The sequence below is a fragment of the Allomuricauda sp. CAU 1633 genome, from assembly GCF_017313225.1.
Lineage (GTDB): Bacteria > Bacteroidota > Bacteroidia > Flavobacteriales > Flavobacteriaceae > Flagellimonas.
The window spans coordinates 247,625-260,770 of sequence record NZ_JAFLNE010000001.1 but is presented as its reverse complement, the minus strand read 5'-3'; the positions used below and the strand labels follow the sequence as shown (position 1 = coordinate 260,770).

Genomic DNA, 13,146 nt, shown 5'->3' with positions numbered 1-13,146 from the left:
GAACTGAATAAGAAATGGATTTAAAAGATAAATTGCTCTCATCTTTTTTGGCTTTTGAAAACACCTTGGACTTGGAACACCCTGTCCATGAAGTTCGCTCGGAGGCCATCAAGAACTTTGAGGAAAAGGGATTTCCTTCCAAAAAGGAAGAAGCTTGGAAATATACCTCACTGAACAGCTTGCAAAAGGTGGACTTTAGTATTTTTCCGAAGCAGGAAAACACTTTGGATTACAAGGATATTAAGAAATACTTTTTGCACGAGATAGACACCTACAAGATTGTTTTTGTAGATGGGGTCTACAGTTCGTACCTCTCGGAAACCACCCATGATGGGGTGGATGTTTGCCTGATGAGCTCCGCTTTCAGCAAGCCGATGTTCCGTCCGGTAATCGATGTGTATTTCAACAAAGCGGCTTCTAAAGATGAGTCATTGACTACCTTGAACACCGCTTTTTGTAGGGAAGGTGCCTATATCTACATCCCAAAGAATAAAATGCCTAAAAAGCCCATCCAAATCCTGCATTTGGCCACGGGCAATGAGGCAGCTTTGATGCTTCAGCCACGTAACTTGATTGTTGCAGAGCAAAATGCCGAAGTGCAGATTATAGAGCGTCATCAAAGTCTAACGGACAATGAAGTGTTCACTAATTCGGTGACTGAAATTTTTGCAGGCAAGGATGCCATTGTGGATTACTACAAAGTACAGAATGACAATGACAGCGCTTCGTTGGTGGACAACACTTACATTTCCCAGAAAGATAGCAGTGTGGTTCGAGTGCATACCTTTTCCTTTGGTGGAAAATTGACCCGTAACAACCTGAACTTCTATCAAGATGGGGAACGCATTGATTCTACCCTAAAAGGTGTTACCATTTTGGGTGAAAAGCAGCATGTGGACCACCATACGTTGGTGCACCATGCGCAACCCAACTGCGAGAGCCATCAGGACTATAAAGGAATTTTTGGGGAACGCTCTACTGGCGTCTTCAATGGGAAAATCGTTGTAGACAAGATTGCACAAAAAACGGATGCCTTTCAGCAGAATAACAACATTTTGATTAGTGACAAGGCCACCATCAACTCAAAACCCCAATTGGAGATTTTTGCGGACGACGTAAAATGCTCCCACGGATGTACCATTGGCCAGTTGGACGAAGAAGCTTTGTTCTACCTAAGATCAAGGGGAATTCCCAAAAAAGAGGCCACAGCTTTGTTGATGTATGCTTTTGCCAACAACGTGTTGGAAAGCGTTCGAATTCCTGAGTTGAAGGTTCGGATCAACAAGATTATTGCCAACAAGCTTGGCGTTCGTGTTGGATTTGAGCTTTAATCAGTACCACCCATAACGGGAAACTCATGATACAAACTACGCTCGATATCGCCACAATCCGAAAGGATTTTCCCATCCTCAACCGAAAGGTCAATGGACAACCTTTGGTGTATCTGGACAATGCCGCAACATCACAAACACCGCAACAGGTCATAGATGTGATTGTGGACTATTATCAAGGTTACAATGCCAATATCCATCGCGGGGTGCATAGCCTTTCGCAAGAAGCTACCGATGCCTATGAAATCGCCCGAAAGAAAATTCAGGAGCATTTCAACATTGCAAAATCACAAGAGGTGATTTTTACTTCGGGTACAACCCATGGCATCAATTTGGTGGCCACGGGATTCACCTCTTTTTTAAAGAAAGGGGATGAGGTCGTAGTATCTGCTATGGAACACCATTCCAATATTGTGCCGTGGCAAATGCTATGCGAGCGCACCGGAGCGACCCTGAAAGTCATTCCGATGAATTTGGAGGGTGAACTGATTATGGAGGAATATCACAAGTTGTTGTCCGAAAGAACCAAGTTGGTGTTCTGCAACCATGTTTCAAACGCTTTGGGAACCATCAATCCGATTGAAGAAATTATAGAGGCTGCCCACAAAGTGGGTGCGGCGGTTTTGATTGACGGCGCGCAAGCAGCGGCCCATATCAAACCCAATTTACAAGCGTTGGATGTTGACTTTTATGTGGTTTCGGCCCATAAAATGTGTGGACCAACAGGAGTGGGTATGTTGTACGGAAAAGAAGAGTGGCTCAAAAAATTGCCGCCCTACCAAGGTGGAGGTGAAATGATTGCAGAGGTTACCTTTGAAAAGACCACCTATGCCGATTTGCCCCATAAGTTTGAAGCTGGTACGCCGAACATCTGCGGAGGAATTGCTTTTGGCGCCGCGTTGGATTACTTGAACAATATTGGGTTTGAAGCCCTTACCCATTATGAGGACGAGCTCGTAGAGTATGCGACCCAGAAACTCTTGAGTATTGATGGTCTAAGGATTTATGGTACAGCCAAACGCAAAACCTCCGTGATTTCTTTTAATATCGAAGGTATTCATCCGTATGATATTGGCACCATTTTGGACAAATTGGGGATTGCCGTTCGGACTGGACACCATTGTGCACAACCCATCATGGATTTTTATAAAATTCCAGGTACCGTTCGGGCTAGTTTCAGCTTTTATAACACCAAGGAAGAAGTGGATAAGCTGGTGGAAGGGGTAAAACGGGCCAAAAGCATGTTGGAATAGCCGATTCGTTATCTTTGTCTTAAAGACTTGATACGCATCTGCACGAGTTGTACTTTTGAAGAAACCTGACGCATGACCATACAAGAGATACAGGAAGAGATTATAGATGAGTTCTCCATGTTCGATGACTGGATGCAGCGCTACGAATACATGATTGAACTGGGCAAATCCCTTCCCTTGATCGAAGAACAATATAAGACTGATGACAATCTTATTAAAGGTTGCCAAAGCAAGGTTTGGGTACATGCCGAACTGGATGGTGACAAATTGGTCTTCACTTCGGATAGTGATGCCATCATCACCAAAGGGATTATTGCCATTTTGATACGGGCATTCAGCAATCAGAAACCGCAGGATATCATCGATGCCGATACAGCTTTTATTGACGAAATTGGATTGAAAGAGCATTTGTCCCCAACCCGTGCCAATGGATTGGTGAGCATGGTAAAGCAATTGAAATTGTATGCTGTGGCTTACCAGACACAATTAAACTAGAACAGAATGAGCGAAGAAATCACTATAGATACCCAAGACTTGGGAGAGAAGATTGTAAAGGTTCTCAAGACCATTTATGACCCGGAGATTCCTGTGGACATTTATGAATTGGGCTTGATTTACGATGTGTTCGTGAATGAGGATTATGATGTCAAGATTCTAATGACCTTAACATCGCCCAATTGTCCGGTTGCCGAAAGTTTACCAGTAGAGGTAGAGGAGAAAGTAAAATCATTGGACGAACTTAAGGACGTTGAAGTGGAAATCACCTTTGATCCCCCATGGACCCAAGAGCTGATGAGCGAGGAAGCGAAGTTGGAGCTGGGACTTCTATAAGTTGTCCCCTTGAGGGGACTTTAGGGGTGTTTTTATGTCATTCCAAACGTATGCTGACCAGAGTCGAAGCAAGGTGTGGAATCCATTAACCTGAAAAAGATTCCTGCCTTCGCAGGAATGACAGTATGGAAGAGAAAATCATTAACAGAGTAGCCCAAAGCAAACTGGTCACTTTTGATCTGGAGGAATTGTACCCAAAAGGGGAACGAAAGGTGCTGGATATTAAAGATTGGCTGTTGGAAGGGATTATTTTACGGGAAAAGGAGTTCAGAAACCATGTTGATACGCATGATTGGTCTGCTTATCAAGACAGCTATGTTGCGTTGCAGTGTTCCACCGATGCCATTGTGCCTGGATGGGCCTTTATGCTGGTAGCATCCAAATTGACCCCTTATGCCAAAAAAGTGGTGGTTGGCAATTTGGAGGATTTGGAAACAACACTTTATCAATCTCTTATTGAAAATTTGGACGTTTCTCCATATGTGGACAAGCCTGTGATCATCAAAGGCTGCTCCAAAAAGCCTGTTCCAAAGAATGCATACCTTATGGCCATTGAAAAAATACAACCCGTTGCCAAAAGTGTTATGTATGGCGAGGCGTGTTCTTCGGTGCCGCTTTTTAAGAAAAAATAAAAAACCCGTAATGCATGCATACGGGTTTTTTACTTAAAACGATATTTATTTACTTTATAAAAATAGAAAGGACAGTTGAATCCCCTGCACCTTCGGTAAGTTCAAGTTCCATGGGTGTGCCATTTTTCCAAACAACGGCGTATGAGTTTTCACCTAGCCGTTCTAAACCTCCCACATAAACATCCTCGCCATTAACGTATACTGAGGAAGCACCAGAACCCATGGAACCCATGTTAGTTGGTGTCCCATTTTTCCAAACTACCGCTTGTTGGAATGTTTCTTGACCTTCATAATAGCTACCAGCCACATAAACATCTTCGCCTTTAACGAATATTGATTGAGCATCTGCATTTTGCGAACCATCAGATAAATTTGTTGCCACTCCGTTTTTCCAATACTTGGCAATCCAAATTCCATTCTCATTTTCTTCATAACCGGCCACATAGACATCGGAAGCTACGGCATATACCGAATATGCTCTGCCGTGATACGTTTCATCGGTCAAATCAATTTGTGTATTGTCTTCCCACAATTTTGGGGTTCCATTTTCATGTTGTACACTCTCCTCATATCCTGCAGTATAAATGCCAGTGGCGTTGACAAATATTTCAGACGCTAGGGCCCCTTCTACACTATCGTCCGTTAAGGCACCAAATAAACTTCCATTTTTCCAGATGTTGGCTATAGCAGTATCATTTTCATTGGTTTCACTACCTGCCACATAAATATCCCCTTCAAAAACATAAATTGAATGCGCCACACCAAAGTTGCTTGGATCTGTAAGGGTGTATAAATGTTCTCCGTTTTTCCAAACTTGGGCAGTAGGGATATCATTTTCACCTGACACAATGCCGCATGCGTAAATGTCGCTTCCATCTACGAATACCGATGTTGCCGCACCAAATGCAGTACCATCGGTTAAATTTGTAGCAACGCCATTTTTCCAAATTTTAGCAACGGCTATACCATTTATTTCCTCATATCCCACGGCAAAAACACTGGCGCTGATATTTACTGTACAAGCAACGTTCACGTCGTTGCCTAAATCTGCTGTAATTATTGCAGTTCCTTCAGATATTCCAGTAACGTTACCATTTTCATCGACTGTAGCTATTGCTTCATCATCTGAACTCCACTCGATATCCGCTGCACTGCCATCACCTGTAATGGTTGGTACTAGGGTTTCACTATCAAAGGTGAATAATGCTAAGGTGCTTTTGTTAAGCGAGATACTTGTTGGATTTGAAACTCCCGTAATCGTAAACAAGTCGGTTGTTGTTACCGTCTTACCCCCTACTGTAACACTCACCTTTTCCGTGATGGCTCCTTGTGGTATGGTGGCTTTTATCTGTTTCGCCGTAGGAGTGCCGACTATGGTAGCTGTGACTGCACCTATTTTCACGGTGTTGGCAGAGGCGGTAGTACCGAAATTCTCGCCGTCAATGGTAATCTGTGTGCCCACCGGCCCACTGGTTGGGCTAAAACTTTTGATTTTTGGTTCTTGTTGTACAGGTTCATTAGAGCTATCATCTTTTGAACAGGAAAGGATGGTCAGTCCCATACAAAACATGATTGATGCTAAAAGCGCAATTTTTTTCATAACATAAATTAATGGTTAACATGATAAATAAAAGGCAAATAGGGATAGGGCTACAGAAGCAATTGACCAATGCCTTGTTTGGATTGATGTAGCTGATTGTATCGTTTTCCGATGTACGGTAAAACCTGCACAAATCAAAAATCCCGGCCAAGCCGGGATTTTTTAGTTTCGAGAATAAATGGGTTATACTATTTTACAAAAACAGAAGTTCCAAATCCAACTCCAAGGTCAATTTGTGCACCATTCACCCATAATTTTGCCATATACACTCCATTTTCAATCTGATATCCAGTTAAATAGACATCCGTGTCGTTAAGAAAAACAGACCTTGCGGCTGAATCTCCCATAACTCCATTGGCTAATACGGTTGGAGAGCCATTTGTCCATAAAGTGGCTAACAACTGGTTTTGGGCATTTGTCTGCGTTCCAGCTACAAAGATGTCTGTTCCATTTCCAGTTACAGAACTAGCGACACCATCGTTAATATTAGTAAGCGCAGTAGGATTGGGTTGACTGCTATCCCAAAGTAATGCCTTAAAGCCACCGATATCTTGTTGACCAGCTACATAAACATTACCATTTTGTACAAATACAGAATTGGCTTGGGCTTCCGAAGAACCATCAGTTAGGCCAATGACTTGGTCGTTAAACCACAGTATGGCCGCCTTGGTTCCATTAATGGATTGACTTCCAACAATATAAACGTCGGTGCCGTCTACATAAACCTCATGGGCATATGCATTGCTGGAACCATTTGAAACTACATTGGCCACTTGGTTTCTCCATAACATAGCATCCCTAGTACCATTGTGGAGCTCATAGCCCACTATAAATCTAATGCCATTTTCATTGATAAAAATCGATTGCGCTTCAGCTTCATTCGCAGGATTGGAAAGAGGGGTGGCTTTGATGTTTTCGCCTTCTGGTTCCCATAGCATGGCAACTTTAACCCCATTGATAAACTCATGACCAACCACATGAAATATTCCGTTGTCGTCAACAAAAACCGAGGATGCTCTTGCATTGTTGGTGCCATCAGTAAGGTTGTTCGCTTCGCCATTCTTCCATAAAACGGCAACGTCGTTATTTCCAGAAAGGTCAAAACCAGCTACATAAACGCTGGGCACAACCGTTACGGTGGCAATTGAAGAAGACTTCGCCAAAGTGGCGGTAATTATGGCTGTACCCACACTTACTGCGGTAACGTTCCCATCTTGGTCCACAGTGGCCACATCCTCATTGTCCGAGGTCCAACCAATGGTAAGTCCATCCGCATTGGTTGTTGATGCAGTCAGAATTTCCATATCACCTGCAAACAATTCCAGTGTTTCCTTTTGCAGTACAACGGTTGGAGAGTCAGGTTCAGGTTCCACATCTTCTACTTTTATGGTAATGTCGGCGTACCTGCCCACAATGCCATCGTAGGCCCTTACGGTTATTGTATGGGCTTCGGAGGTTTCGAAATCAAGACTTCCCCCTTGGATCAGACTTAGATTACCTGAAGGTGAAATTTCAAAGAGACCGGCCTCATCGTTATGGATACTGAAGGTGATTCTGTCATTGTCTACCTCGTCTTTGGCCGTTACGGTTCCGAAGATATAAGTGTCTGGGATGTCTTCCCTGGCACTAAAACTTTGGTCGTTTATTATAGGTGCCGTATTTCTATAAATGGAGTCAGGCTCATTCGGCTCGCATGACCATAGGGCGACCATGGCAATGGCTCCCCAGAAAAGATTTCTAATTTTCATTTTTCCTTATTTTTTGGGTTAATACAGAGCAAGATGGATTATTATTATATGTTTGGGGGAGGTGATCTTACCTATGATTGTTATGGGTTGATGGATGAGTAGTTAACATGAAGCAATGAACAATTATGAATACGTAATGTGGGTCAAGTACAAGTTCTAAATTTCAAGAACCTTATTACAGAATGCTGATTTTTGAATTGCACAACTAAAATGGTGACATTTCTTACTTTTGGGGTTCTAAACTCTAAACCTCATACTATGAAAAAACTACTTTTTGCCACAGGGGTGTTCTTCACCCTTGTTTCAGTACAAGCACAAACTGCTGAAGAAATTAAAGCAGAGATGGCTCCAAAAAAAGATTCCATAGCGGCCATCCAAGGAAGGGTTGATGCACTTCAAGCTCAATTGGATGCGCTCCCAGGTTGGAAAATAGGAGCCTTTGGCACCATTGGTGGAAGCCTATCCAATTTTAATAATTGGTTTGCGCAGGGCATTCCAAATAACTCATCGGGCAATATCGGTTTTACGGTAAATGCCTTTGCCAATTTACAGGAAGATAAATTCTTTTGGAGAAATGCAGCCAATCTTAACCTTGCTTGGGTAAAATTGGATGATAAGGATGACCCAAACGATGATGATAGGTTCAGGCAGACTACGGATGTTTTTAATATCTCATCATTATATGGTAGGAAATTGAGTGAAAAATTTGCGATTTCTACCTTAGCGGAATATCGAACCACTATTTTGAGCAACTTTAATGACCCCGGTTATTTGGATTTGGGTATTGGTGCCACTTGGACGCCTATTCCTGATTTGGTGGTAGTGATGCACCCCCTGAACTACAATTTTGTGTTCAGCAAAGAAGATACCATTTTTGAGTCTTCCTTTGGAGCGAAGATTGTTGCTGACTATACGAAACAGATTGGTGTGGTGAGCTTTAAAAGCAACCTTTCTATGTTTCAAAGTTATAAAAGTGGGGATTTAAGTAACTGGACATGGACCAACTCGTTTTCCTACACCTTATGGAAAATGATCGGGGTTGGTTTTGATTTTGGTCTGCGAAGCAACAAGCAGGAGACCCTAAACTACATCGTCAATAATGCACCTACTCCCGACCCTAGTGCTACCTTTGATACCATTGACAATGAATTACAAACCTATTGGACCTTAGGGCTGAGTTATAAGTTTTAAAACAATCTGACACACCAGCCAGCCGTAGGCAGGAATTGCTCAAATGGACGATATAAAATTCTTCAGAAACGAAAAAAGCCCTCTTTAAGAGGGCTTTTTTGTGGGGTGAAATATGATTTTTCAATGTTTTTAAGTCCATGGCCAAAAGTAGGTTAAGATCATAAGATCGCATTCGGACACTAAAGGCTTAAAAACAGTTTGAAAGTAGTTTTTAAGTGGTTATCCTTTAAATTTTTGTTGTGAAGTCTACAAAATTTGTGGTAACCGAAAGGGTTATAAGCAATTCATCGAAGATGCGAAGCACTTTGCCTATTGGTGTTTTAATATTGATCTAAATGCTCCGGGTACAAAAAGTTATTGTACGGAAAGCGTGTCACATGGATGTCCCTAACTTCATCGTAGACACGTTTTCTAAATTCATCCAGGTTTTCCTTATTCAAGGCTGAAATAAAAATGGCCCGATCCCCAATTTTGTTGAACCACGTATTTTTCCAATCCTCAATGGTAAAATGGGCCGAGGTACGTTCGGTAACAAGATCATCTTCATCAATGGTCTCGGGTTGGTATTGATCAATCTTGTTGAAAACCATAATGGTTTTTTTGTCCGAACTTTTGATTTCATCCAAAATTTGGTTCACCGAAGCAATATGCTCTTCAAAGTTGGGATGTGAAATATCTACCACATGCAACAACAAATCTGCTTCCCTTACTTCGTCCAAGGTACTTTTAAAACTTTCCACCAATTGCGTGGGCAACTTTCGGATGAAACCCACCGTATCACTCAACAAAAAGGGCAGATTGCCAATGACCACTTTCCGAACTGTGGTATCCAAAGTGGCGAAAAGTTTGTTTTCGGCAAAGACGTCGCTCTTGCTGATGACGTTCATCAATGTGGATTTCCCCACGTTGGTGTATCCTATCAGGGCCACACGCACCAAAGCACCACGATTACCACGCTGAGTCTCCATTTGCCGGTCTATTTTCACCAACTTTTTCTTGAGCAGCGCAATTCGGTCACGAACAATACGTCTATCCGTTTCAATCTCCGTTTCACCCGGACCTCGCATTCCAATACCACCACGTTGGCGCTCCAAGTGCGTCCAAAGTCCGGTCAACCTCGGTAAAAGATATTCGTATTGAGCCAATTCCACTTGTGTGCGGGCGTAGCTTGTCTGGGCACGTTGCGCAAAAATATCAAGGATAAGACCTGTCCGGTCCAGTATCTTGCAACGCAATATTTTTTCAATGTTGTTTTGTTGGGCAGGAGTAAGCTCATCATCAAAAATCACGGAGCCAATTTCATGTTCTTTTACATAGCGTTCTACCTCCTCCATTTTACCAGAACCGATGTAGGTTTTGGGATTGGGCACCTCTACCCGTTGTACAAACCGTTTTTCCACTTCCCCACCAGCAGTATAGGTCAAAAATTCCAGTTCATCCAAATATTCGGTCACCTTGGTCTCATCTTGACTTTGATTTATGACTCCGATGAGCACCGCCTTTTCATATTCTATGGCCTTCTTTTCTAGCATACAATCAATTAAAGTGCAAATCTAAGCAATGTTTTGAAAGCACATTTTTTCACCCTTCTTTTTATGAAATCCTCATCCAGAAAAACAGTATTGTTTCCTATCTTGAAACGCTTAAACCAACCTTGCTCTACAACATGTTTCAGATTGATTTCACCTTAGTTGGAAAATGTACTCATCTTAGAAAGATATTCTTTTTGATGGCCTTGTTACCCTTATGTCTTTTTGCACAAGACCCTTCCATTCCCAAACCGGAGGATGTAATTGGGTTTGAAGTGGGCTCTGATTTTCACCTGGCAACGTATGAGCAATCTATTGACTACTTCAAGAAATTGGATGCTGCAAGTGATTTGGTTCAAATGCGGGAAACTGGTAAAACTTCTGAAGGGCGTACATGGTACTACGTGCTGATTTCATCCAAAGAAAATTTGGCGAAACTGGACCATTACAAAGACATTTCCCAAAAGTTGGCCCATCCCAAAGGGATGACTAAGCAAGAAGCACAACAATTGGCCGAAGAAGGTAAGGCGATTGTGGACATCAGTGGGGGATTGCATGCTTCCGAAGTGGCGGGGGCACAACATATCATCACCTTGGCCTATCAAATTATAAGTGAAGCGGACACTAAAAAATTCAAACCTATTTTGGATAATGTAATCTTGGTGCTTTGGCCATCGCTCAACCCTGATGGACAGAACATCATTGCCAATTGGTACATGTCCAATGTAGGAACGCCTTATGAAACAGCCCGGACGCCTTGGCTTTATCAAAAATATGTGGGGCACGACAATAACCGGGATGCGTACATGCTCAATATGTTGGAATCAAGGGTAGTGGGTAGAACATGGCGCGAGTGGGAGCCCAACGTCATCCATGTGCACCATCAATCCTCACCCTTTCCCACTCGAATTTGGTTACCCCCGTTTGCCGAACCAATTGCTCCCCAATCCCCACCTATTGTGGCTAGGGAAGTGAATATGATTGGCATGGCAATGGCACAAGAACTGGAAACCGAAGGTTTACCGGGAGCTGTTCATATGGGTAAAGGCTTTGATGCTTGGTACCCTGGGTATATTGATTATCTGCCCGTGATGCAGAATATCCCCGCATTTTGGACTGAAACAGCTTTGTATAGATATGCCACACCTTATTTTTATACCATTCAGGATTTTCCTGAAGAGCGTAAGGATTTCAGGGTGGAATCCCTCTACAACAGCCCCTGGAAAGGAGGTTGGTGGCGATTGAGGGATGCCATGCAATACATGCAAACAGCATCCATTGCTGTTTTGGATTATTCGGCCAAATATAAAGAGACATTGCTTTTTAATAAGTATCAATCCGCGATTACCGCTATTGAAAAGTACCGCAAAGAGCCTCCATTTGCCTACATTATCCCTCAAAAGCAACGAGACCCTGTCCGTCCTGTGGAGTTGCTGAAACGATTGGCCTTCAACGGAGCTCAAATTTCCCAATTGGAAAAATCCATGGAATATTCTGGGGTAACCTATCCAAAGGGGACATGGGTGATACCGATGGATCAAGAATTTGCGGAAATGATTCGACAGGTATTGGATGTGCAGGTGTATCCAGACCTTCGGGAATCTCCTGATGGGCCGCTAGAGCAACCGTATGATGCAGCCGGTTGGACCTTGCCTTTTCAGATGGAGGTTGATGTGGTGACCGGGATGGTTCCGCTATCCGAAGAATTTAAAGCCGCTTTAAATCCCGTGGAAGGCACCGCTTTGACCACCACTGATGATGAAACCGAAGATTTGAACAAATTTGACTTTGCACCCGGAGCCGGATTTGATACGGATAAGGTCGCAGCCGGAATCAAGCCGTTGCCCGGAACACTTCGGGGTAGTGGTAATACCTTGTGGTTGGACCCGGCAGAAAACAATAGTTTTCGAGTGCTCGGAGAAGCCATGACCAAAGGGTTACCCATTTACTATGATGCAAAAACAAGAAAATATGGAGTGAGGGGAGCTAGTCGTACTGAAATGCAAAGCTGGGTTAATGATTTTGCCATCAATGGGGTTTTAGGCTCTGGGTCTGGATCAGCTCAGGTGAAATCCAGAATTGCAGTGTACCGACCTTGGACGGCAAGCATGGATATGGGTTGGACGCGATGGCTATTGGATAACTTTGGGATTCCATATACCAGTATCCGTGATTCTGATTTTATGACCGGGAATTTAAAGGACCGCTTTGATGTTATCGTCATGGCTTCGGATAGGCCAGGGACTATTGAAAATGGGATTCAACCAGGAAGCGCTCCACCACAATACACAGGGGGATTGGGGACTCAAGGAATACGGAACCTGAATGCCTTTGTGGAACAAGGCGGAACCCTGATCGCTTTGAACAGAAGTTCAAACTTTGCCATTGAGGCACTTCACTTGCCAGTTAAGAATGTTGTAGATAAAGTAGACCGAGCCAAATTCTTTACAGGTGGCTCCATTGTTCAGGTAGCGACCAATCCAACCCATCCGGTTATGGCAGGTATGCAAAAGGATGCCAGTATATTTGTTTATGACAGCCCTATTTTTAGTACACTTGAGGAGTTTGAAGGAGAGGTTTTGGCTAAATATCAGGAGAAGGGATCACCTCTTATGTCTGGATATCTTGTAGGTGAGGAGTACATGAATGGTAAGTCCACTGCATTGGATGTTAAACATGGGAATGGTCGCGTTTTGCTGTTTGGGTACCAACCCCAATGGCGTGGTCAACCCATGGGAACGTATAGAACCTTGTTCAACGCGCTGTTGTATACCAATGGAGTAGCGAAGGCCAATCCGGAGTCTGATGAAAAGTGGAAAATTATTGAATCAACTCCCAAGTCTGAGGATAAGAAATCATCAAACTAGTGCGATTGCTTTTTTGAAAGAAATCAACAAAACACAAGAAAGAAAAATACCACACCACAGAAAAGTTAATTTTCACAACAGGTTTAGGAAAAGGAGCGTGCATTTCATCGAAAAAACCATGGTTTTATCGATACTATAAGGCTCTAGAAATATATTCGTAGTCC

10 protein-coding genes are annotated in these 13,146 nt (G+C 43.0%); 7 read left to right on the top strand and 3 right to left on the bottom strand.

Features of this window, described 5'->3' with window-relative positions; translation table 11 throughout:
• Window positions 1–14 precede the first annotated feature (14 nt).
• The 5 genes from sufD (at window position 15) to J0X14_RS01100 (ending at window position 4,047) form a co-directional block, all read left to right on the top strand.
• Window positions 15–1,331, top strand: coding sequence for a Fe-S cluster assembly protein SufD (sufD, locus tag J0X14_RS01120; RefSeq protein WP_207095924.1), 1,317 nt, complete (start codon window positions 15–17; stop codon window positions 1,329–1,331).
• A gap of 26 nt (window positions 1,332–1,357) precedes the next feature.
• Entirely contained in the window at window positions 1,358–2,584 is a 1,227-nt protein-coding gene (locus tag J0X14_RS01115) for an aminotransferase class V-fold PLP-dependent enzyme (RefSeq protein WP_207095923.1), read from the top strand.
• Window positions 2,585–2,656: 72 nt separating this feature from the next.
• The gene (locus J0X14_RS01110) at window positions 2,657–3,079 is read left to right on the top strand and encodes a SufE family protein (RefSeq protein ID WP_207095922.1); all 423 of its coding nucleotides are present in this window, start codon (window positions 2,657–2,659) and stop codon (window positions 3,077–3,079) included.
• 6 nt (window positions 3,080–3,085) lie between these two features.
• Entirely contained in the window at window positions 3,086–3,415 is a 330-nt protein-coding gene (locus J0X14_RS01105) for a DUF59 domain-containing protein (protein WP_207095921.1), read from the top strand.
• A 125-nt stretch (window positions 3,416–3,540) separates the two neighbouring features.
• Entirely contained in the window at window positions 3,541–4,047 is a 507-nt protein-coding gene (locus J0X14_RS01100) for a DUF2480 family protein (protein WP_207095920.1), read from the top strand.
• A 49-nt stretch (window positions 4,048–4,096) separates the two neighbouring features.
• Here the strand turns inward: J0X14_RS01100 and J0X14_RS01095 are convergent, their stop codons facing one another.
• On the bottom strand, window positions 4,097–5,608 hold the full coding sequence (locus tag J0X14_RS01095; protein ID WP_207095919.1) for an IPT/TIG domain-containing protein: 1,512 nt from the start codon (window positions 5,606–5,608) through the stop codon (window positions 4,097–4,099).
• Window positions 5,609–5,835: 227 nt separating this feature from the next.
• Complete coding sequence (locus J0X14_RS01090; protein WP_207095918.1) at window positions 5,836–7,395, bottom strand: Ig-like domain-containing protein; 1,560 nt, start codon at window positions 7,393–7,395, stop codon at window positions 5,836–5,838.
• A 258-nt stretch (window positions 7,396–7,653) separates the two neighbouring features.
• On the opposite strand from J0X14_RS01090, the gene J0X14_RS01085 reads away from it, so the two are divergent.
• Window positions 7,654–8,586, top strand: a complete 933-nt coding sequence (locus J0X14_RS01085; protein WP_207095917.1) for a DUF3078 domain-containing protein — start codon at window positions 7,654–7,656, stop codon at window positions 8,584–8,586.
• Between the two features lie 320 nt (window positions 8,587–8,906).
• Here J0X14_RS01085 and hflX read toward each other — a convergent pair whose 3' ends face one another.
• Window positions 8,907–10,118, bottom strand: coding sequence for a GTPase HflX (gene hflX, locus J0X14_RS01080; protein WP_207095916.1), 1,212 nt, complete (start codon window positions 10,116–10,118; stop codon window positions 8,907–8,909).
• Window positions 10,119–10,252: 134 nt separating this feature from the next.
• Between hflX and J0X14_RS01075 the strand changes: the two genes are divergently transcribed.
• A complete protein-coding gene (locus J0X14_RS01075) occupies window positions 10,253–12,982 on the top strand; it encodes a M14 metallopeptidase family protein (RefSeq protein WP_207095915.1) in 2,730 nt (909 codons plus the stop codon).
• Window positions 12,983–13,146 lie beyond the last annotated feature (164 nt).

Excerpts from the sequence above, each read along its gene's own strand:
- sufD (WP_207095924.1), top strand. The coding sequence starts at position 15 with ATGGATTTAAAAGATAAATTGCTCTCATCTTTTTTGGCTTTTGAAAAC.
- J0X14_RS01115 (WP_207095923.1), top strand. The coding sequence starts at position 1,358 with ATGATACAAACTACGCTCGATATCGCCACAATCCGAAAGGATTTTCCC.
- J0X14_RS01110 (WP_207095922.1), top strand. The coding sequence starts at position 2,657 with ATGACCATACAAGAGATACAGGAAGAGATTATAGATGAGTTCTCCATG.
- J0X14_RS01105 (WP_207095921.1), top strand. The coding sequence starts at position 3,086 with ATGAGCGAAGAAATCACTATAGATACCCAAGACTTGGGAGAGAAGATT.
- J0X14_RS01100 (WP_207095920.1), top strand. The coding sequence starts at position 3,541 with ATGGAAGAGAAAATCATTAACAGAGTAGCCCAAAGCAAACTGGTCACT.
- J0X14_RS01095 (WP_207095919.1), bottom strand. The coding sequence starts at position 5,608 with ATGGGACTGACCATCCTTTCCTGTTCAAAAGATGATAGCTCTAATGAA.
- J0X14_RS01090 (WP_207095918.1), bottom strand. The coding sequence starts at position 7,395 with ATGAAAATTAGAAATCTTTTCTGGGGAGCCATTGCCATGGTCGCCCTA.
- J0X14_RS01085 (WP_207095917.1), top strand. The coding sequence starts at position 7,654 with ATGAAAAAACTACTTTTTGCCACAGGGGTGTTCTTCACCCTTGTTTCA.
- hflX (WP_207095916.1), bottom strand. The coding sequence starts at position 10,118 with ATGCTAGAAAAGAAGGCCATAGAATATGAAAAGGCGGTGCTCATCGGA.
- J0X14_RS01075 (WP_207095915.1), top strand. The coding sequence starts at position 10,253 with ATGTTTCAGATTGATTTCACCTTAGTTGGAAAATGTACTCATCTTAGA.